The sequence below is a fragment of the Cupriavidus basilensis genome (assembly GCF_029335485.1).
Classification (GTDB): domain Bacteria; phylum Pseudomonadota; class Gammaproteobacteria; order Burkholderiales; family Burkholderiaceae; genus Cupriavidus; species Cupriavidus basilensis_E.
The window spans coordinates 1-21,044 of record NZ_JARJLM010000532.1; the positions used below are offsets into that span (position 1 = coordinate 1).

Sequence of the window (21,044 nt, forward strand, 5' to 3'; positions counted from 1 at the left end):
GGCATGCCGATCCTGGAGGCCTACAAGGCCAAGACCATCATCGTCAACAAGCGTTCGATGGCGGCGGGCTACGCCGGGCTGGACAACGAGCTGTTCTACATGGACAAGACCATGATGGTGTTCGGCGACGCCAAGAAGGTGGTCGAGGACATGGGCAAGGCGGTCGACTAGACACGGTGCAGGCCGCGGACGTTATCCGCCTTGGCGGGATTTACGCGGCTCGTAGAAGGTGATACAGCCTGGGACTGTCAGTCGACGGTCGTCCAACCGGCGGCCGAGAGACCAACCGGTGGTGCCCCTTGCAGGCTAGCGGTGCACCGCACGTGGGACAAACGCGCTTTCGCCTCCGCCAGATGCGGCTCTAGTGATCCGGCATCAAAGGCTGTTCATTCGATCGGGAGATCTCCGTGGCGGTGGCGGGCGCGTCCCCTTCGTCCTGCACTACGACTTGCAAGCGCTGATACGCACGGCCGCCCTCCTTCCCTGAACATGCTGCGGCGACCAGTCTACGCCTGGAGCTGTCGCAGCCAATCATTGACGAGGTACGACTCAGCCAGGTAATCAGTGCGCCTCGGATGCGCTGAACCGTCGCCTGTAGTAACCCGGGCTGGTTCCAAGCCGAGTCCTGAAATGATTGCGCAAGGTGGCTGCAGCACCAAAACCGACTTGCACCGCGATTTCATCCACGGACAAACCGGTCTCTTCGAGCAATGCCCTGGCGCGGCCGAGGCGCTCGGAAAGCAGCCACTCCCCTGGCGGCATCCCCATCGTACTGACAAAGTGCCGCTGAAAGGTTCGGGCACTCATCGCCGTTTGCTTTGCCATTTTGACAATCGACCAGCCTTCGTCCAGTGTTGCGCGCACCGCGTCCACCAAGGGTGCCAGCGAAGAGCCGCTACGCTTTGAGACCGGCTCGTCGATATATTGGGCCTGCCCGCCTTCGCGGTGGGGTGGCATGACAAGCCGGCGTGCGACCTGATTGGCTGCGCGCGGCCCAAGGTCCCGGCGAATCAGGTGGAGGCACAAGTCGATTCCCGCCGCACTACCGGCAGACGTGAGGACATCGCCGGCATCGACGTAGAGCACGTCCGCTTCCACTTGGACGTCCGGATATCGCGCCGCGAGCGCTGCGGCATGACGCCAGTGCGTAGTCGCACGCTTTCCGTCGAGCAACCCCGCTGCCGCCAAGACAAAGGCGCCCGTGCAGATCGACATGACGCGCGCCCCGCGTTTGTTCGCCTTCCTCAACGCGCGGCAGAGTTCCGGCGGGACGTCCGCTTCGATACCGCGCCACCCCGGGATAATGATGGTCTTCGCTTTGGCCAGGAGTTCGAGGCCGCCGTCAGCCTGTACCTGGATGCCACCCGAACCGCGCAACCGTCCCGACTCGGCGGAACAGGTCGTGAAGCGATACCAGCTGTCGCCCATTTCAGGTCTTGGCAGACCGAACACTTCAACGGCGCAGCCATATTCAAAGAGGCTCAGGCCGTCATACACGACGACGGCAACCAGTCCGGCGTTGACAGACGATTGTGATTTGGTCTTTGGCACGATAGGGACGGAAACTGGCATTGATGCCACTAGCGATTGATTTTGCTCCATCTGCACTACGTCTCGCAAGACTCTCCCCCATGTCTGTTGCGGGTGCTGCGATCCGGGTCGCCGCCACTCCCCCCCAAGTTGGCACGATCTTAACGCAAATTGTCGTTCGTGCCACTGGTGAGTTTGATTTGCACTGCTTATCCTGTGGTCGGTGGTTCGCGGTACGGCAAGCGACACGCGTCCGCCAGCAAGTTCAACCCACAGAGAGAGTGAAAGTGAAAGACAAACTATTCATGCTTCGCCCCGGCTTTTTTTCAGGCTCGGAAGGTCCGTTCTATTGCGGAGATTCCGTTGCCGTTGAAGGCCTGCTCGGCTTCTTCCCGCAGTTGCGCAATGAAGTTGATGTCGAATACATCGATGCGCCCCGCCCTCGCATGGCAATTGTCGAACTGATTGGCGAGGCGAACCAGTCCGCCCCCGTCCTGGTGCTCGGCGCCGGGCGCGCGCCGGTCGATGACGGTGTGGAGATTCACGTACACGGCCAGGCGCGTTTTATCGACTCGCCCGACCATATCCGTCGATACCTGTCGTCGCAGTACGGTGTGGCGCGTCCCGCCTCCTGACTACAGCCCAACCCGGCTCATGCGTGAAGAGGCCTTCCATGCACCCCCGGCGGGCCATCGCAACCATTGCGATCGGCGGCATCGTCTACCGCAACATTGCGGCACCCATGCGTGGCGGGCCTCGACTTCGGCTCTGCTCGGTAATCGCTTCAGGCAATCGCCCGAAGTCCCTTGAATAAGCTATGGATTCTCCAATGTCTTCGCCCAAGCACGCCAAGGTCCTGATTCTCGGCTCCGGCCCTGCCGGCTATACCGCCGCCGTCTATGCGGCGCGCGCCAACTTGTCGCCGGTGCTCGTCACGGGCCTGGCGCAAGGCGGCCAGCTGATGACCACGACCGATGTCGAAAACTGGCCGGCGGACGCTACGGGGGTGCAGGGCCCAGAGCTGATGCAGCGCTTTCTCGACCATGCGGAGCGCTTCAACACCGAGATCGTGTTCGACCACATCCACACGGCAAAGCTCGACGGCAAGCCGATTCGCCTGATCGGCGAATCCGGCGAGTACACCTGCGACGCGCTGATCATCGCGACCGGCGCATCCGCACAGTATCTCGGCCTGCCGTCCGAGGACGCCTTCATGGGCCGCGGCGTGTCCGCCTGCGCGACCTGCGATGGCTTCTTCTACCAGCAGCAGCATGTGGCCGTGGTTGGCGGGGGCAATACGGCAGTCGAGGAAGCACTGTATCTGGCCGGCATCGCGAAAAAAGTCACGGTGATCCATCGCCGCGACAAGTTCCGTGCCGAGCCGATCCTGGTCGACCGTCTGCTCGAGAAGGAGAGGCAAGGCGCCATCGAGATCAAATGGAACCACGTGCTCGACGAAGTGAATGGCGACGCGGCCGGCGTGACCGGCCTGCGCCTCAGGCATGCGCAAACCGGCGAGATCGCTGACCTCGCGGTGCAAGGCGTCTTCATCGCCATCGGCCACAAGCCGAACACCGATCTCTTCAAGGGCCAGCTCGAGATGGCGAACGGCTACATCATCACCAACGGCGGCCTCTGCGGCAACGCCACGGGCACGAGTGTGCCGGGCGTGTTCGCGGCAGGCGACGTGCAGGACCATATCTATCGGCAGGCGATCACCAGCGCCGGCACGGGCTGCATGGCCGCGCTCGATGCGCAGCGCTATCTGGATCTCGCGGCTGCATGAGCATGGTCACCCATCGCAACAGCATGGCGTCGCGTCACCGATAAGCAAGCTCCCCTTCGACAACAACATGACAAGCTCACTAGCCTCTTCCCTGCTACGCCCGGTCCCCTACATGGGCGTGATCCACGTCGTTCACGAAGCCGTCAAGCTCGGCTTCCGGAACGGTCATCCCGACTGGTGCAATCTCGGCCAGGGGCAGCCTGAAATCGGGCCCATGGCAGGCGCGCCGGAACGGCTGGCTTCGCTGCAGTTCGACGTGGCCGATTGCGCCTACGGGCCGGTCGGCGGCATCGATGCGCTGCGTCAGGCGGTTGCGGACGATTACAACCGTCGCTATCGTCGCGGCAAGGCATCGCAGTACACGAAGGACAATGTCGCAATCGCCTCCGGTGGGCGGCTTGCGCTGTCGCGCCTGCTCGCCACCCTGGGAGAAATTCGTCTGGGCCACGTCGTGCCCGACTACACCGCCTACGAAGATCTGATCGCTTACCACCGCCACCGCTTCACGCCGGTCACGCTGCCGGTGGGGCCCGAAGACGGCTTTGCCATCCCGGCGCAGGCGCTCGAGGGATTGATCGCCAGGGAAAAACTGAACGCGCTGCTGTGGAGCAATCCCAACAACCCCACGGGCGCCGTGGTGCGTGGTGAAGCACTGGCGCAGTATGTGGCGGCGGCGCGCAACACGGGCTGCTGGATGCTGCTCGACGAATTCTATTCGCACTTCGTGTTCGAAGATGGCCACGCCCCCGCTGACCAGCCGGTCTCTGCCGCCGAATTCGTCGAGGACGTGGAGACGGACCCGGTCGTCATCGTCGACGGCCTGACGAAGAATCACCGTTACCCCGGCCTGCGCGTAGGCTGGGTGGTGGGGCCGACCGACGTGATCGACATGATCAGCCGTGCGGCAAGCGCCATCGACGGCGGCCCGCCGACGATCGTGCAACGGCTTGCCGTGCAGGCGCTGCAACACGACCGTGCGGATCAGGAAACGTCCGCATTGCGGGAAATGTTCGCCAGGAAGCGCCGCATCATGCTCGACGCGCTGACCGAAATGGGCGTCGAAATCCCCTGCCCCGGCAACGGCACGTTCTATCTGTGGGGCCGGGTGCATCGGCTGCCCGCGCCGCTGAACACCGCGGACACCTTCTTTACCGAGGGTCTCAAGCGCAAGGTCATGACCGTGCCCGGCAGGTTCTTCGACGTCAATCCGGGCAAGCAGCGAACGACCGGGTATATCGACGCAAGCTGGGTGCGCTTCTCGTTCGGCCCGCCCGAGCCCAATCTCCGCATGGGACTGGAGCGCCTGGGCGACATGGTCAACAGCGCCAGACGAGGGTAATCCAGATGTCCCCCGATACCTACCTCTCGCACGGCGTCATCGATCCCGACGATTTCGGCGGCGCCGTCAATCCGCCGGTCTTCCACGCGTCGACCGTGACGTTTCGCAATCTCGACGACATGGAAGCGCGCGGGCGCGCCATGTCGGTCGCCGACACGGATGTCATGTGGTACGGCCGCAAAGGCACGCCGACCACCTTCGCGTTGCAGAATGCCTTGGCCCAACTCGAAGGCGGGCACCGCTCGCTGCTGGTGTCGTCGGGCCTGGCGGCGTGTACGAGCGCGATCATGGCGTTCGTCAAAGCCGGCGATCACATCCTGGTGAGCGACAGCGTCTATGGCCCGACGCGCCACTATGTCGAAACGGTACTGGCCCGCTGCAACGTGTCTGCGACGTTCTACGACCCCACGCTTGGGCCCGACATCGCGGCCTTGTTCCGTCCGACCACGACCCTCGTGTTCGCCGAGTCACCGGGTTCGCAAACGTTCGAAATGCAGGACATTCCTGCCATTGCGAAGGTCGCACACCGGCATGGCGCGGTCGTCGTCATCGACAACACGTGGGCCACGCCCTTGTTCTTCAAGCCATTCGAGCACGGCGTGGATGTCTCCGTGCATGCGGGAACGAAATACATCGTTGGGCATTCGGACGCTTTGATGGGTGTGATCACGACCAACCGCGAGTCATGGAACACGGTGCGTGAATATGTCTTCGCCACTGGCCAGCACGCGGGCCCGGACGACGTTTATCTCGCGCAGCGGGGCTTGCGGACGATGGCCGTGCGCCTTGAGCGGCATCAGCGTAGCGGACTGGCCATTGCCGATTGGCTGGCGGGCCGCCCGGAGGTGGCCCAGGTGTTGCACCCCGGGCTCCCAGGTGCGCCGGGCCATGCACTCTGGCGTCGGGATTTCACCGGGGCTTCAGGATTGTTCAGCGTCGTACTCAAGCCTGGATATGGGCGCGAGGCGTTCCGCGCCTTCATCGACGACCTGAAGTTGTTCCGCCTGGGCTTTTCCTGGGGCGGATTCGAGAGCCTGGTGATGCCCTTCGATCCCAGCGAGAAGCGTCCCGCAGCCGCCTGGCCGTATGCCGGCCAGGCATTCCGATTGCACGTGGGCCTTGAGGCCAAGGAGGACTTGATCGCCGATCTGGAAGCCGCGTTCCGCCGACTTGTCGGGCAATAGCGTTGCCCTTCAAAAAAAATATCTATTCCTACATTGGAGACAAGGCATGAAATCCCTGAAGTTGCTGTTGCAAAGCGCGTGCATCGCGACCCTCCTGAATGTCATGGCGCCTGCCGTGCACGCTGAAGATCTGCTGGATTCGGTCAAAGCCAGCGGTGTCCTGAAAGTCGGCATGGAGGGCACTTACCCACCCTTTGGCTATCGCAATGGCGACGGTCAGCTCGACGGCTTTGACGTGGCCGTAGCCAAAGCCGTGGCCGACAAGATGGGGCTCAAGATCCAGTTCATCACCACCGAGTGGAGTGGCATCATTGCCGGCCTGCAAGCCGGCAAGTTCGACGTCATCGTCAACCAGGTGAGCATCACGCCGGCGCGCCGCCAGGCTCTGGATTTCACCCAGCCATACGTCTATTCCGCGGTCCAGGTACTTCAGCGCAGCGATGACAAGCGCGAGTTCCAATCGCTGGAAGAACTGAAGGGGAAATCCGTCGGCGTCACCCTGGGCAGCAATTATGCCGAACTGGCGAAATCTGTGCCGGGTATCCTGGTGCAAACCTATCCGGGTACGTCGGAAAACCTGCGTGACCTGGCGGCCGGGCGCATCGATGCCGCCCTCAATGACCGCCTGATGCTGCCGTACCTGATCAAGAACTCCAAGATGCCGCTACGCACCGGCGCGCTGCTCGCTGGCACGAAGCTAGAGATGGGCATCCCGTTCCGCAAGGGCAATCCCAAGTTTGCCAAAGCCATTGACGACGCGCTGAACGCGTTGCAGCAGGATGGCACATTGCGCAAGCTGTCCATCCAGTGGCTGGCTACCGACGCCAGCAGACCCATCGCCCAGTAATCGCTGCCACGCCGGCCGGCTCGTTCCATTGCTGCAGGCATGGGCCTGGCCGGCCACGCGGCCACTGCTACGGATTGAATCATGGAATCTCTTGATCTAGTTATTCATGCATCGCCTGTACTCCTGCACGGAGCGGCGATCACCGTGAAATTTGCCTTGGCGTCGATGGTGTTCGGCCTGCTGGTCGGGATCGTGGTCGCCATCATGGGTATCAGCACCAGTCCAATCCTGGGCGGCATTGCTCGCACCTATGTCAGTGTCATGCGCGGCACGCCCCTGCTGGTGCAGATGTTCGTCGTCTACTATGGCCTGCCAGACCTCGGCATTTCCCTGGATCCCACCAGCGCCGGCATTCTTACCCTTACGGCCAATGCCGGCGCGTACCTGTCGGAGAGCATGCGCGGCGCGATTCTCGGTATCGGCAGAGGGCAATGGAGCGCAGCGCACAGCCTCGGGCTGAGCCATCTGCAGACACTGCGCTACATCGTCTGCCCGCAGGCCTTGCGGCTTGCCGTGCCAAGTCTCGGCAACACGCTCATCAGCCTGATCAAGGATACGTCGCTGGTGTCAGTCATCACCGTGACAGAGTTGCTCAGGTCGTCCCAGGAGATCATCGCATCCACGTTCCAGCCGCTTCCCCTGTATCTGTCGGTAGCGGCGATCTACTGGCTGCTCAGCACCGGATTGTCATGGGTGCAGCGTCGCCTCGAGGCGCGTCTGACACTGCCCGTGACGCGTTGATTTAACGGGTCGGAACCCCGAAGAAAGCAATCTGCAAGTAGGAGACAAAACAATGATCGCGCTCGAAGGCGTATCGAAGTGGTACGGTCAGTTCAAGGTGCTTGATGCGTGCAGCACCCAGGTAGAAAAAGGCGAGGTCGTGGTCATCTGCGGCCCTTCCGGATCAGGAAAATCCACGCTGATCAAAACGGTCAACGGCCTCGAGCCGTTTCAGCAGGGCCGGATCAGTGTGGACGGTGTGATGCTCGGCGATCCGAAGATCAAACTCGCCCAGTTGCGTGCGCGGGTTGGCATGGTGTTTCAGCATTTTGAGCTGTTCCCGCATCTGTCCATTCTCGACAACCTGTCCCTGGCGCAGGTCAAAGTGTTGAAACGCCGCAAGGAGGAGGCACAGGAGAACGGCATGCGGCTGCTCGAACGCGTCGGCCTGAAAGCGCATGCGCGGAAATACCCCGGGCAACTTTCGGGCGGGCAACAGCAGCGCGTTGCGATTGCGCGCGCGCTGTCGATGGATCCGATCGCCATGCTGTTCGACGAACCGACATCGGCGCTCGATCCCGAAATGATCAATGAGGTGCTGGACGTCATGGTCGAACTGGCACGCGAGGGCATGACGATGATCTGCGTCACCCATGAAATGGGGTTCGCGAAGAAGGTCGCCAGCCGCGTGATTTTCATGGATGGCGGCGCCATCGTCGAAGATGCCGGCAAGGAAGCCTTCTTTGGCGACCCGAAGTCGGCCCGTGCGAAGGAATTCCTCGCAAAGATTCTGCATTGACTCACACCAGCTTGCATGAAGGCGGGGGAAGTCGAGGGCGATCAAGGTCCCCGCTGACAACACCCGCCGCCTCCCCATCTTGGTCCACCTCCCCAAAACTCGAAATCATGAAGATCACGGATCGCCTTGCCTCTTTCTCCCGCCTCGATCTGGTCGGCGCGGCCACGCCCCTGCAAAAGCTTGATCGCCTGTCCGGGATGCTCGGGCGCGACATCTACATCAAGCGGGATGACACCACGCCACTTGCGTTTGGCGGAAACAAACTGCGCAAGCTTGAGTTCCTGGCGGCTGACGCCTTGCGCCAGGGCGCCGATACGCTGGTAACGGCCGGAGCCATACAGTCGAATCATGTCCGGCAGACGGCCGCGCTGGCGGCCCTTCTTGGGCTACGCTGCAGCGCTTTGCTGGAAAACCCGACCGGCACGGCAGACAGCGACTACCTGCACAGCGGCAACCGCCTGCTGCTCGATCTGTTCGACGCGCAGGCCGAGCCGGTTGCCAGTCTCGACAACGCCGACGCACAGTTGCAAGCCCTTGCGGAACGGCTGCGTGGCGAGGGGCACAAGCCTTATGTCATCCCAATCGGCGGGTCCAATCCGCTGGGGGCATTGGGGTATGTACGTGCCGGCCTGGAACTGGCCCAGCAAGCCGAAGCGATGGGTCTTGCATTCTCGGCGGTCGTGCTGGCGTCCGGCAGTGCCGGAACCCATGGCGGGCTTGCGTTAGCGCTCGCACACGCGATGCCGGGTACACCGGTCGTCGGCGTTACCGTGTCGCGCAGCGTCGCGGCGCAAACGCCGAAGGTGGCTGGGCTGATCGAGGGTACTGCTGCGCTGCTCGATGTCGAGGTGCCGGCAGGGCTGAAAGTCGAGCTGTGGGACGAGTACTTCGCACCTCGCTATGGTGAACCCAACCAGGCTGGGCTGGAGGCCATCCGCATCCTGGCCGGTACCGAAGGGGTGTTGCTCGATCCCGTTTATACGGGGAAGGCGATGGCCGGCCTGCTCGATGGTGTCGCGCGCCGGCGCTTTACCGGCGATGGCCCGGTGTTGTTCCTGCATACCGGCGGTGCGCCGGCGTTGTTTGCGTATCGCAATGCAATCAACATGGAAATACGGACAGCGGCTACGACGATCCCAACGACGTCCGCGTTCTGACCCATGGCGCATTAGATCTCGTTGGCGTTGCAAACGACCAGAACGACCTTCCTTTCGATACCGAATGGGGGCTCGACTGGGCGTACATCGGGCGAATGTTGCGACACGTCGATCAAGCTATGACGCCTCTGGCGTATGGGCGGCTCACGGCCAACCGATCGGCATTCGAACCGTGGGATCCGTTCGTCCGCTTTTGACGATCAGCAAGGGGAAAAAGGCCCCGTCACCAAGATGGGTGAGGCCTTTGCGTTGCAGGCCGCCGAGGCAGCTCAAAGAGCATGTGATGGATGCATGCGAGCATTCTGCAAGACTGCCTGCACCACTGCGCAAGAAGGCCTTTGTTACATACCGTTGGACTGTCTTTAGAACTTGTGGCGAATACCTGCGGCGACACCAAGCATATTGCTTTGACCGCTGGCAAGCGTGTAGCTATTGCCAAGGGACAGGCAGATGGCAAAGCCGATCATCGCAGAATCCAGTCCCAGACCCGCATTCTTTGAATATGCCATGATCAGGTAGACATCAGTCCGCTGGTCGACGCCGGCAACCCGCTCTCGCTGGCGCGCAGCCGGCGCGGCGCGGCCACGCCGCGCATCTCGCGCTACCTGAGCCACGACCTGAAGCAACTCACGCAGCACTTGTTTGGCGCCGATACCCGTACCACCACATCCGCGCCAATTTATGGCGCAGTTAGACAAACTGCGCCATAATCGCGCCACCGTTTAAACGAACTGCGCCACAGCCCACATGTCCACCGCCAATGCACTGCTAGAAAGCGTTCGGAAAGCCTCCGCGGGATTGATGCTCGCGGAGTTGCTTGCACAGCATCCCGACGTTGCGCGACGGACAGCACAACGCTGGATCAGCCAATTGATCGATAGTGGACAGATCAGAGCGATCGGCGAAGGGCGCGCCCGCCGTTATCTTCCAGTGAAATCGGCAGCGATTGCCCCGGCTGCCACTGAGGAAGACCGCCTCCCAAGTTACATCCCGCTTTCCGCCGACAGCCGCGATATCGTGGCGTATATCGACCAGCCGCCGGAGGCGCGGAAGCCCGTGGGTTACCAACGCGAATTTCTTGACGTCTATCGGCCCAATGTCACTTGGTATCTGTCGGAATCGCTGCGGCGTCAGCTACACAAGATGGGCAAGACCGCGCAGGCTGATGCACCCGCTGGAACCTATAGCAGGGCAATTCTGAACCGGCTCCTGATCGACCTATCATGGGCATCGAGCCAATTGGAGGGGAACACCTATTCCCGGCTGGACACCCGTGAGTTGATCGAGCACGGGAAAGTCGCGCAAGGCAAGGCGGCCATTGAGACCCAGATGATCCTCAACCACAAGACTGCCATCGAGTTGCTGGTGGAGAACATCGGTACGGTCGGTTTTGACCGCTACACCTTGATGAACCTGCATAGCGCCTTGTCGGAGAACCTGTTGCCTAACCCTGCCGATGAAGGCCGGATTCGCCAGCACGCCGTGGACATTGGCCAAAGTGTTTACCGTCCCCTGTCCGCACCACAACAGATCGACGAGGCGCTGAATGTCCTGCTCGAGAAGGCGAATCAGATTGCCGATCCCTTCGAACAGTCATTCTTCGTGATGGTGCATCTGCCATACCTGCAGCCATTCGCCGATATCAACAAACGCACCTCGCGCCTGGTGGCCAATTTGCCGCTGTTCCGCGCCAACCTTTGTCCGCTCACTTTCCTCGATGTGCCGGAGCACGCTTACAGCCGCGCCATCCTCGGCATGTATGAGATGGCCCGCGTCGAGTTGCTGCGCGATCTCTATGTTTGGGCCTACGAGCGGTCGACGCAAGAGTATCTGGCCATCAAGCAGGATCTGGCGGAACCAGATCCGCTGCGACTTGCCTGGCGTGATCTGATCAAACAAGCGATCCGGGACGTCGTGATGCAACCCAATCAGGATGCACTAACAGTGATTCGGCAGGCGGTCATGGCAAGAGTGCCGGAAGCCGAGCGCGACAATGTGCAAGCGCTGATCGTGGAAGAGCTCCGGCGCCTGCACGAGGGTGTGCTGGCACGCTACGGCTTGCGCCCCTCGGAGCTCACCGTTTGGAAAGCAGTCCAAATGGCGGGGCCGCCCAACTGATCGCATTGCCGCGGCGCGAGATGGGAAGCACTCAGCTTTGTCTCCCCGGCGCATGGCGCAAGATCCTGCCCCGCAACGGGTAGCAATCCGGGCCGAGCACAACTACGAGCCTACGAGCCCAACTACGATGCCCTCCGTTCTCCTACACGCCGTCCCGTCGACCAGCCTTGGGCAGGCACTTTTCCCAGGCACCGACCTGCGTTCTCGGCAACTCGAAGGTAAGCGTTCAGCGAACACATCTTGACCGACGCGTGGAGTAGGTCTCGCATGGTGATGCGCGGAGCCGAGGTTCGGCAGAATTCCCCTACAATACGCCCGTCGCTCGTTGCTGCGGGAGTCGACGAGGCGGCCATCAGGAAACGTGGGCGCTTCGACTACAAGCAAAATATCCGTGATCGCCATATGGAACTTCCGACACAAATTGCTGAGGTGAGTCTCCGCCAAGATTGGCGACACGGCTCGCCCTATCCACCGCTTGGATTCCAACCCTTCGCCGAAGGTGAGTTGGGAAACGGTGACACGTTCGGGTTGTATTGGCCGATCGGCGAAGAAGGATACGAACCTCTCGTTGTGGAAACGTGACATGACAGTTGGCAGATTCAGCCGACCTATTCATCTCTTGCGTCATTCTTGGCCGCGCATGCGAAGGCAGAGGACGAGTATCCAGATCCGCCGACAATCGAGGAAGACCGGCGCTCTCCACGTGCACTGTTTAAAGCACCCGCAGCGTGTATCCTCTGCACTCACTGGACAACAAGGACATAAATACAGTGAACGGGGAAATCACCTTAATGCGCCATGGCCAACCGAATCTGGCCGCGTTCGGCAAGGTTTCAGCACGCGATATGAAGCGCTGGATTGAGCAATATGATCTATCCGAAATCATTGACCGGCCCGCTCCAGAAGCTAGTGTGGGGCTAGCCGCTACCGCCAAAGTGATCGTGTCGAGCAGTGCTCCCCGAGCGCTGACATCCGTTCGGGCGCTGGGTCTTCAGCCCACCCTGGTAGATGAGATGTTCTGCGAGGCGCAACTGCCCTATGGGCGATGGACACTACCGCGGCTTTCACCGTTTACATGGGCATTTATTCTCCGGATCCTATGGCTGTGCGGTTTCTCAGGGAAGGTCGAGTCTGCCCGTAAGGCCAGGATGCGGGCCAATACGGCAGCGCAACGACTTCAATCCCTTGCTGGCGAAGGGCCGGTTCTGCTGCTCGGTCATGGATTCATGAATCGAATGATCGCCAAGCAGTTAAAGGCAGCCGGATGGACTCAGGAGAAAAGCGATGGCAACCGGTACTGGAGCGCCAAGACTTATCGGATGAATCAGAGTTAAGGCTACGCTGAACAAGTCGGGGGAATGGAAGCGTTCGGACTGACAAGAACGTGTTTGCCGGGAAAATGGCTCCGACGATGAGGTTTTGCCCTACCGCGCCTCAATATGGGGGGCGTTGGCGAGGCAAGCGCCCTGCATTCGCCCTTTACGGGCGGACTGCTCTCCTCAGATGGTCTCGACTCAGGCAAAGATTGGCCAGCGCCGTACACTCGCTATGATGGTTTCCTGTATTTCCACGGGCGGTGGCCGCCCCGTGTCGAACATCTGCTTTGCAATTCAGTCGGCATCCATGCCTGCTCTCGCACGGGACGATCTAGAAGAACGCGCCGGTGGGCAGCAGCGTGCCATTCAGGTAGTGGTCCCCGAGCACGCGCTCCTTGTAGAGACGCGGATTATGCGAAGCAATGACCTTGATGTTGCGCCAGTGCCGGTCGAGCGCCGCCTGGGTGGAAACGCCGCTGCCGCTGGACACGTCGATCAGCAGGCTGGCCGGGTTGGCGGCCACCTCGTCGGTGACCACCTTGGCCTCGGAGGCAGCCACCGTGGCGGCCAGCGACAGCCGATGCGCGTCGGCGCCATGAGCGCCCTGCCAGGCAAGGTCCAGCGCTTGCACGGCGCGTTCTGTGATGGCGTGCAGGGCGCTGCGGTAAGCCGCGATACGCCCGATCGTCGCCTGGATTTCCGGTTCGTCGCACGGCCGCTGCGCCAGCGCGTGGTAATAGCTGCGGTGCCGCGCACGCACCAGGACAATGGCATCCGCCAGTATCCGGTTAACGATGCCGGTGATGACGGTGGTCAGGTAGATCTGGTGGAAGGTGAAGCCATACAGCACGGGCCGCCCGTCATTCGCCTGGGCGGGCAGATCGTGAAGGCCCGCCTCGCTCACGTACCCGTTGTCGAACACCGTGGTGCCCGAGCCCGTGAGCCTTTGCCCGAATCCGTCTGAAACCGTCCGCGGCCCGGCTGTCGACCCAGTGCAGGATGTCGCCGGCAACCTGCTCCGGCGTGCCTGCGATGAGCCGGTGTCCGCCGGTGATATTGCAGACCAGCGTCTGGCGCACGGTCCAATCGTTCGCGCGCGCCTCGCTGAGGATTTCCTGCCGATGCCATCGCGAGGCCACGGGCACCCGGCTTTCCGCCTGCCCGATCTTGTCGAAGGGCAGCTTTTCGCCCAGCAGCAGATCGTCTGGATCGAGCGCCAGGTGGTGCGCCAGTTCCTCGCGCAAGAATGCGTGATCGAGTTGCTCGTCCAGTTCCCGCTTGCGCCTGTGCGCCTCGGCCTCGGTGCCGCCCAGAATGGGGAACAGGCCGGGCATCACCAGCAGGTGGTCCGGATTGCGCCCGTAGCCGCGCGCCAGGGACTTCACGTCGGCGTAGAACGCCGCCCCTTTTCGATGCGGCGCTGCCCGGTGAAGAGCGCATCGGCGAAGTGCGCGCCGAAGGCCTTGCTGTCACCGGACTGCCCTGCCTGAAAGATCACGGGGCGGCCCTGCGGGGTGGCCGGGGTGGACAGCGTACCCTCGCTGCGGAAATGCGCTCCCCGGTAGCGGATCGGCCTCAGTTGTGCTGCGTTGGTACTTCCGGTTCAACCTGAGCCTGCGTGACATCAAGGCGTTGCTGTTCAAGCGCGGCGTGATCGTCAGCTACGAGAAGATCCGCCGCTCGTCACACCACGTACGCGGGCACTCGGCGACATCGGACTGTTGCGGCCTGCCAGGCAGGCGAGCCTTGCAGAGGTAATGACGTTTATCGAAGATGAGAAATTGTATGGATTGGTTGCGACCTGGTCGAAGTGGTGCTCCCCGCCCGCGACGGGACTCCAAGATGCCCGAAGATCGATTATCGGCATAGCATTTTGCCCAACATTATTGGCCGGTAGATTGATGGAGCATATAGTTGATGTTGAAAATCAAAGACTTACACTCCACAGGCGGTGCCGGTACGCATGCGCCGGGCGTTCTTAGCGCCGTGAGGTGTACGTCCGGAAGCCGGGCATGGGATCTGTGTTTGCTATTGGTCTGCCGTTCCCCTTGCTGGATTCGGGTTCTTTGGGGGTCCGCGGTAGCCTTCAGGTTTTCGCCCCGCCGTGAATAGTTGCGCCGCGTGGAGAGAATTTGTAGCCAACGGTCCGTGTTGAGCGGCGTGACAAAGGTCGGCAGCATTTGCCGCGGCGAGGCGTATGGAATCCGAATCCACCCAACGATATCCGGTAGCTATCCGATAGCTTTCTCAGCTGCAAATGGAACGCTCCAGATGATCCCTGCTGAAGCCTGTCTCGCGATGCGCTCTGCAGACGCGCTGCACTCTAAATCCACTGACAAGCAGGACTGCCCTGCTCCAATGTGTGCATTCATGGACGGGACGATCGCTCGTCTGGGCCTGCTACGAAAGACGCGCTTCCAGGGCATGCGTTGTCCTGCAAAGGAGTCCTTAAAGGCCCACTCGTCAGGGGATGCCTGGGCATGGCTATCTGGTAGCTAGCTGGTACCATTGTTGCGCATTCTCGCCGCTGGCCGATGGCTATCTAGTAGCTACTCGATAGCTATCGACCAGAACATCGAACAGCAATCACACAATCTGCGGAGGCTAGCTAGTAGCTATCCGATACTGCTACTCCTGGATCAAAATATTAACTGGTAGCTACCATTCACAGAATCGTACGGCACACGGTGTTCTTGCGCTTTCCTAGTGACGCAAGCTAGCTCCCAGCTATCGTGCCTGTGCCATGAACAGCTGATCGCTTGTCTCACGAAGGATATCTGGTAGCTACCAAGCGCCCTATCCTCACGAACGCTAGGATTTTCGCTCCACTGAAATTAGTCAGCAGCCATCTGATAGGTCCGCGAGACATATTCCGGCGGCCACTCCCATTGGATCTTGCCCCCTAGTGATCAGCCCCCCGCCCACCAAAACGTGGCGACGAGCGCGTCCACTATTTTGCATCATGGCGAGCCGGTGCAATTGGTAGCTACCCGCTATAACCAACAAGCCCCTCAAAATGGTAGCTACCAGATAGCCTGATGATAGCTAGTTCAATAGCAAGCGCGTTCCTGTTTCGCCCGGCAGTGCGTTCATTCGAAGTCATCGTCTAGATAGCTATCAGATACCGCCCCGTCGTCTTGGTTACGATAGTAGCACTTTGGTATCCATATAGTACCATTGGCTATCCGGTAGCTATCAGTTACGCTGCCGGGATTCCGATTGGTAGGATATCGGCTAGCTACCAGATAGCCGATGGTTAGAGGGAATCGTGGATGTCGAGAATCGAGTTTGTGAGCCCGTGGGAAGCCACCATCATCCTGGTCCGGACCCAGATTGCAGGACTGCAAAAGCGACGCCACCATCAACGCTGGCTCGAAGCACCCTATGGAGCTCTGCCCCTCCCGCGGTGCACGTCCCAGTTCTATCAAGATCGGAGCCAGCGGCTATCCCGTACCACCGTCACTCGATCCGGCGAACGAATTATTCCAGCGGTTTAGCTAGTAGCTATCCGATAGCCACCTGAGATGCGCTCCGCCTGCCCATCATGCTGTCCTGCCTTATCGGTGAGCGCAGAGAGAGGCTTGCGATACCGCGCTCTGTGGCACGTTGTCTCGATTCATCGCTACGTGGGATTCGCAGCTGAATGGTAGCCGCTAGCTACCATGACGGTAGCTAGTTGATCGCATTGGCCGCAACGAACACGCCTGTATTCTGAGTGGTCGAGTTCGCTCCGTGGCCGCGATGGGATAGCTTTCAGCTAGCCATGAGATAGCTGGAAGCTATCATGAGGCAGTTTGGTGACGTCGGTGACAGGGCATCATCGGCAGCTACCATTCGGGTATCATGGTAGCTATCTAGTAGCTATTGATATCTAGTAGCTATCCGCTATACTTAGGCATCTAGTTAGCCAGGCTATCCGCTAGCTACCAGATATCTAATAGCAAAAAGGAATCTCGATGCCGACTATCGTGTTCGTAAGCCCTAAGGGCGGAGCGGGGAAAACGACATCATCCCTAGTCCTGGCAACCCAAATCGCGGAGCGCGGCAAGAGCGTCACTGTCATCGACGCAGACCCGAATCATCCTGTGAAGACATGGGCCGCCGAAGGTGCGGCTCCGAAGTCCATGGCGGTGATCTCGGATGTCACGGAGGAAGACATCGCCGATAGGATCGATGCAGCGGCGAAAGAGTCCGCCTTTGTGATCGTCGACCTAGAGGGAACCGCCGCAACCATCGTCGCACACGCGATCAGCGAAGCAGACTTTGTTGTAGTGCCGACACAAGGGTCGCAACTGGACGCAGAACAGGCTGGCAGAGCATTCCGCCTCATCCGCGCACACGAGCGCGGCATCCAAAAACACAAGCCCGACTACAAGCTTCCCTATGCTGTCTTGTTCACCAGAACATCCGTAGCCATCCAGAGCCGCGAAACGACTCACATCCGGCGATCCTTCGCGAATGCAGGTATTCCGGTATTCAAGACCGAGTTGAACGAGCGTGCGGCCTTCAAGGCAATGTTCGCATACCGTCAGTCGCTCTCGGGCCTTAGCCGATCTGAGGTGTCAAACGTCGACAAGGCGATCGAGAACGCAGAAATGTTCGCAGGTGAGCTCCTTCAGTTCCTGCGCAAGGGCCATATGGAAGAGAAGAAGGAGGCTGCACAATGAGCAGAGCGAACCCACTTGACGCCGCGCTCGATGATTTCGAGCCGCGGCCGCGAGAAGACAAGCCCCGGCCCGACCGGCAGGCGATTGAGCAAGTCGCCAAGGAAAACGGCTTTGTCAGTCGTGATGCCCGCAAGCTGGAGACGGCGGCGGCCGCGCCACCTTTGCGGCGCCAGCGTCGATTCACTACTGGCCGCAATCAGCAGATCAATATCAAGGCAACGCCCGATACGATTGCACGCTTCAATGCTCTGGCCGAAGCTCTGAATATCCCGGCCGGCGCGCTGCTCGAGCGCGCAGTGGAAGCGCTGGAAGACAAATATAAGCGCTGATAGTTATCTGGTAGCTATCAGATACCATCTGAATCGCAAGAAAAGGGGGCGCGCCCCCTTTTCTTGCGCCTGCCGCGGGTACCGCAATCACTTTGGCGTTGCAGGCTGTCCTCGGGTCCTGCTCATAAAGAGGCCAAGTTCCGTCTTCAGGGCCTTCCGCCCGAGAATGGCTGCTTCATCTGGCTCGGATTTAATCTTTGCGCGCCGTGTGGCCATCTTGAAGGTAGTTTCACGATACAGCGACGCAAGCACTTCGTCTCGTGCCGACTTGTCCAACGTCTGAAAAGACGCCAGGCCTGCGTCGACGTCCCGCTCAAGTGAACTGGCGAACTCGAGTTCGGCAGGGGCGATCAGGATCGGCTGACCAGGCTCCACCTTTTTACCAGCGGCAATCTCTCGCTCGATTTCGCTAAGCTCCCAGCCTTCCTTGATCGCGCGCATCAGGTAGGCGCCAGGCGACTTTACTCCGCCGACACGCACACGATGTTTCACCAACTCAATAGCCTTGCGAATGCGATCGTCCGTGTTGACTTCCCGGTTGCCGATGATTTCATTGAGTTGCCGCTTGCTTAGCCCGAAGCCCTTCACCAGGGTTTCGTAGAGATCCTTAAGCTCGTGCGGATGAGCGAAATCCAGGACCAGTTTGCCCTTCGCGTTATCGCGCAGCTTGAAGCGGAGAGCAGCTACACGACGCGATCCAGGCGTGGTCTTTGTCTCGAACTCTACATACAGGTCAGTCAATTCGTTGATTTGCTCCGTGCTCTTATCAAGCACGAGGCGCTTGAACTGCTTGTACTCCGTGAGCGACTTGACGGAGTCAGCATTGACCCACTTTCGCACCACATCAAGCGGAATCCAATCCGTCGTCCCCATGAAGCGAAGCGAGCTCAACCTCTCGTACAGAATGTAGGCATAGTTGCTCAACGCAGCCGACATGCGCAACGACAGATAGGTGTAGCGCTGTGGGTCCTTGAGTTGACGCCTGATCATCTCGTCGACCTTGAATACCACGCGTCCGCCGGAGATCCCGACCGACCCAAGCAGTGGAACGGAGGCCCACTGCGGATCGCCATCGGTCTCGTCAACAGAGACCTGTACCGATGCACTTTGGCATTCGCGCAATGCCTTCTTTAGGTGCGCCAGGTTGTTAGATGTCTCAAACTTGGCGAGCCATTTGAAATAACCCAGTTCAATATCGTAGTGCGGCAGGTCAGGATTCTCGGAGACGGTCAACCATAGCGCATTGATTGCTCTGCGAGCGAGGAGGGTGAGCGGCGAAACGTCGATCAGAACGTTAGTCTTGCGGTAGCCTATCTCACGGCTCGACTCGGTGATCGCCGTTGCAGCACCCATCTCCCCACGGACTGCGTTGAAAATGTCGAAGCCCAGTTGTTCCTGGAGGTTACGTGGGACGTCAGCCATAGGGGAGGGGTGCACTAGCGATAGTGCCGGTACTATCTATCTAAAGGTGCAATGAGTCAAGTATACGATTGCACCTTGGCGCGGAGGCGATGTCCACGCCGCACCAAAAATCTGCACCTCCGCACCAATGTATTACACCATCCGCGATGGAGCATGGCCTGCGAAGCCTTGCCTGCTAGGCAATCCAAGCGATTCGGGGGCCCATAACCCAATAGTTAACACCATAGGCCAATGAATTGCACTTTGAGGCCAATGAATAACACCATCAAGCACCAATAGTTAACACTTTTGCGGCCCAAGAAATGACACCTTCGAACCAACGAATCACACCTTGCCACCAAAAGATTACACTTTGCTCGTCGCAACCTACTGATTTCAAACAAAAAAAACGGTCTCGTATACGTTAGCTGGTTTACAAACAAAGAAGCTGCTTGCTCTCCGCGCAGAAGTGCGGAAGGTCAAAACCGAACAGGTTATCCACAGCAACTGTGGATGGACAACTAAATCTCCACGCATGCAGAGGCAATCCATTGGTCCGCAACCTAAGTTGCTCTTTAACGTGCAATCTATTGGCCCGCAAATCTAGCAACCTATCTGAAGGTGTACTCCATTGGTCCGCACTTTGAGCGATTCATCCGAAGGTGCAGTCCATTGGTCCGCAACACCATGCACCCAGGCAAAGTGCAATCTATTGGTGCGCAGTCCGCCGAGTTCGTAGAAGGTGCATCCCATTGGTCCGCAACGCCACTCACCCAGGCAAAGTGCAATTTATTGGTGCGCAGTCCTCCGAGCCTGTAGAAGGTGCAGTCCATTGGTCCGCAATACCATGCACCCAGGCAAGGTGCAGTTTATTGGTGCGCAGTCCTCCGAGCCTGTAGAAGGTGCAGTCCATTGGTCCGCAACACCATGCACCCAGGCAAGGTGCAGTTTATTGGTGCGCAGTCCTCCAAACCTGTAGAAGGTGCAGTCCATTGGTCCGCAACACCATGCACCCAGGCAAAGTGCAATTCATTGGTGCGCAATTCTCGTAGCCGAAGCAAAACGGTGTCATTCATTGGTCCGCAATATAGTAAGCGCCCGGCTCAACGTGCAATCTATTGGTCCGCAACTGTAGCCTCGCACTTGCTAGCGGCATGGCCTGCCACCAAGATCCGCTGCACTCACGGACCATATAGTCCATGGGTGTAGCGTATTGGTCCGCAAAAAATGCTGCTTAGACGCCACTTCCGCAAAGGCGCAATCCATTGGTCCGAACAGCATCGGGAGGGGGAGCGGAAAAGCCTATAGAGGCCCTTTCCCTGGCAGTTCAGCTGGAAAGGTGTATCTCTTTGGTCCGCAAAGCCCTCCCGATTTCCAAAACTCAGTGGTTTTAATGATAGGAAGCACTTACTATTTGTTGCTCTTCCTTAAAAGCGGCCCAAAACGATGCACCTTTCACCGGCAACCTTTGATTTGCGGCCCAATTCATTGCACCAAGCCCGAGCGATAGGAAACTGCGGCCCAACCCATTGCACCAGTGAACCGTGCCGGGAAGGCTTCGTGCCGGCGGCCTCCGCTGAAGACCATGGGATCACACCAGACCCTGTGGGTGCCGATCTCGAAGGATATGTCTGGCCAGGCGTAGCTAAGGGCTCACACCAGGACAGATCACGAGGGGCAGGGGTCACTTTTTGGCGAGCGTCCAGCTCTTCCACCTAGAATCGGCCGAAGCGATCCAGCGTGCTCCCTCACGAAGGGAGATCGTGGGGACGATGGTGCGGGTTCGCTGCCGCGGCACGGTTGCAGCACAGTTCGACCCCCGCCCAGGCAAGACTGGGTGCTTGCGTCTGA

General features: G+C 59.8%; 19 protein-coding genes and 2 pseudogenes. 16 read left to right on the forward strand and 5 right to left on the reverse strand.

Going from position 1 to position 21,044, the window contains the following annotated elements; all coding sequences use genetic code 11:
- The coding region (locus tag P3W85_RS32885; RefSeq protein ID WP_276267871.1) for an NAD(P)(+) transhydrogenase (Re/Si-specific) subunit beta at window positions 1-171 on the forward strand (171 nt) is incomplete at its 5' end.
- 390 nt (window positions 172-561) lie between these two features.
- Here the strand turns inward: P3W85_RS32885 and ftrA are convergent.
- On the reverse strand, window positions 562-1,572 hold the full coding sequence (ftrA, locus tag P3W85_RS32890) for a transcriptional regulator FtrA (RefSeq protein ID WP_017224758.1): 1,011 nt from the start codon (window positions 1,570-1,572) through the stop codon (window positions 562-564).
- 245 nt (window positions 1,573-1,817) lie between these two features.
- Here ftrA and P3W85_RS32895 point away from each other — a divergent pair, with 245 nt between their 5' ends.
- The 9 genes and pseudogenes from P3W85_RS32895 to P3W85_RS32935 all read left to right on the forward strand — a co-directional run.
- Window positions 1,818-2,165 (forward strand): DUF3088 domain-containing protein, encoded by a 348-nt coding sequence (locus tag P3W85_RS32895; protein ID WP_276267839.1) that lies wholly within the window; start codon window positions 1,818-1,820, stop codon window positions 2,163-2,165.
- Window positions 2,166-2,359: 194 nt separating this feature from the next.
- Window positions 2,360-3,316, forward strand: coding sequence for a thioredoxin-disulfide reductase (trxB, locus tag P3W85_RS32900; RefSeq protein ID WP_276267840.1), 957 nt, complete (start codon window positions 2,360-2,362; stop codon window positions 3,314-3,316).
- Window positions 3,317-3,428: 112 nt separating this feature from the next.
- Complete coding sequence (locus tag P3W85_RS32905; RefSeq protein ID WP_276267841.1) at window positions 3,429-4,655, forward strand: pyridoxal phosphate-dependent aminotransferase; 1,227 nt, start codon at window positions 3,429-3,431, stop codon at window positions 4,653-4,655.
- A gap of 5 nt (window positions 4,656-4,660) precedes the next feature.
- Window positions 4,661-5,839: a cystathionine beta-lyase gene (gene metC / locus P3W85_RS32910; protein ID WP_276267842.1), complete on the forward strand. Its 1,179-nt coding sequence runs from the start codon at window positions 4,661-4,663 to the stop codon at window positions 5,837-5,839.
- Between the two features lie 46 nt (window positions 5,840-5,885).
- Window positions 5,886-6,686 (forward strand): transporter substrate-binding domain-containing protein, encoded by an 801-nt coding sequence (locus P3W85_RS32915; RefSeq protein WP_276267872.1) that lies wholly within the window; start codon window positions 5,886-5,888, stop codon window positions 6,684-6,686.
- A gap of 81 nt (window positions 6,687-6,767) precedes the next feature.
- Window positions 6,768-7,427 carry an amino acid ABC transporter permease gene (locus P3W85_RS32920; protein WP_035806877.1) on the forward strand — a complete coding sequence of 220 codons (660 nt, stop codon included), beginning with the start codon at window positions 6,768-6,770 and terminating at the stop codon, window positions 7,425-7,427.
- Between the two features lie 52 nt (window positions 7,428-7,479).
- The gene (locus tag P3W85_RS32925; RefSeq protein WP_276267843.1) at window positions 7,480-8,205 is read left to right on the forward strand and encodes an amino acid ABC transporter ATP-binding protein; all 726 of its coding nucleotides are present in this window, start codon (window positions 7,480-7,482) and stop codon (window positions 8,203-8,205) included.
- 107 nt (window positions 8,206-8,312) lie between these two features.
- Window positions 8,313-9,362, forward strand: coding sequence for a D-cysteine desulfhydrase (locus tag P3W85_RS32930; protein WP_276267844.1), 1,050 nt, complete (start codon window positions 8,313-8,315; stop codon window positions 9,360-9,362).
- Window positions 9,320-9,556 (forward strand): annotated as a pseudogene (locus P3W85_RS32935) (ISKra4-like element ISBusp5 family transposase); the annotation flags it as partial. The gene P3W85_RS32930 and the pseudogene P3W85_RS32935, both read left to right, overlap by 43 nt.
- Window positions 9,557-9,724: 168 nt before the next feature.
- On the opposite strand, the gene P3W85_RS45665 reads toward P3W85_RS32935, so the two are convergent.
- Window positions 9,725-10,000, reverse strand: coding sequence for a hypothetical protein (locus P3W85_RS45665; protein ID WP_430869668.1), 276 nt, complete (start codon window positions 9,998-10,000; stop codon window positions 9,725-9,727).
- 109 nt (window positions 10,001-10,109) lie between these two features.
- On the opposite strand from P3W85_RS45665, the gene P3W85_RS32945 reads away from it, so the two are divergent.
- The 3 genes from P3W85_RS32945 (at window position 10,110) to P3W85_RS32955 (ending at window position 12,814) form a co-directional block, all read left to right on the forward strand.
- On the forward strand, window positions 10,110-11,480 hold the full coding sequence (locus P3W85_RS32945) for a Fic family protein (RefSeq protein ID WP_276267845.1): 1,371 nt from the start codon (window positions 10,110-10,112) through the stop codon (window positions 11,478-11,480).
- A 267-nt stretch (window positions 11,481-11,747) separates the two neighbouring features.
- Entirely contained in the window at window positions 11,748-12,062 is a 315-nt protein-coding gene (locus P3W85_RS32950) for a hypothetical protein (protein WP_276267846.1), read from the forward strand.
- Between the two features lie 188 nt (window positions 12,063-12,250).
- Window positions 12,251-12,814 carry a histidine phosphatase family protein gene (locus P3W85_RS32955; RefSeq protein ID WP_276267847.1) on the forward strand — a complete coding sequence of 188 codons (564 nt, stop codon included), beginning with the start codon at window positions 12,251-12,253 and terminating at the stop codon, window positions 12,812-12,814.
- A gap of 313 nt (window positions 12,815-13,127) precedes the next feature.
- Here the strand turns inward: P3W85_RS32955 and P3W85_RS32960 are convergent, their stop codons facing one another.
- Together P3W85_RS32960 and P3W85_RS32965 are read right to left on the reverse strand one after the other, a co-directional pair.
- Window positions 13,128-13,718, reverse strand: coding sequence for an acyl-CoA dehydrogenase family protein (locus P3W85_RS32960; RefSeq protein WP_276267848.1), 591 nt, complete (start codon window positions 13,716-13,718; stop codon window positions 13,128-13,130).
- Window positions 13,657-14,181, reverse strand: coding sequence for a hypothetical protein (locus P3W85_RS32965; protein ID WP_276267849.1), 525 nt, complete (start codon window positions 14,179-14,181; stop codon window positions 13,657-13,659). The genes P3W85_RS32960 and P3W85_RS32965 overlap by 62 nt, the downstream gene beginning before the upstream one ends.
- Window positions 14,182-14,377: 196 nt before the next feature.
- Between P3W85_RS32965 and P3W85_RS32970 the strand changes: the two are divergent.
- The 3 genes and pseudogenes from P3W85_RS32970 to P3W85_RS32980 all read left to right on the forward strand — a co-directional run.
- A pseudogene (locus tag P3W85_RS32970) lies at window positions 14,378-14,476 on the forward strand (IS6 family transposase); the annotation flags it as partial.
- 2,276 nt (window positions 14,477-16,752) lie between these two features.
- Entirely contained in the window at window positions 16,753-17,463 is a 711-nt protein-coding gene (locus P3W85_RS32975; protein ID WP_017229110.1) for a ParA family protein, read from the forward strand.
- Window positions 17,460-17,792, forward strand: coding sequence for a hypothetical protein (locus P3W85_RS32980; RefSeq protein ID WP_017229109.1), 333 nt, complete (start codon window positions 17,460-17,462; stop codon window positions 17,790-17,792). Before P3W85_RS32975 ends, P3W85_RS32980 begins: the two co-directional genes overlap by 4 nt.
- An 87-nt stretch (window positions 17,793-17,879) precedes the next feature.
- On the opposite strand, the gene P3W85_RS32985 is transcribed toward P3W85_RS32980, so the two are convergent.
- A complete protein-coding gene (locus P3W85_RS32985; RefSeq protein ID WP_276267850.1) occupies window positions 17,880-19,214 on the reverse strand; it encodes a replication initiation protein in 1,335 nt (444 codons plus the stop codon).
- Between the last annotated feature and the right edge of the window lie 1,830 nt (window positions 19,215-21,044).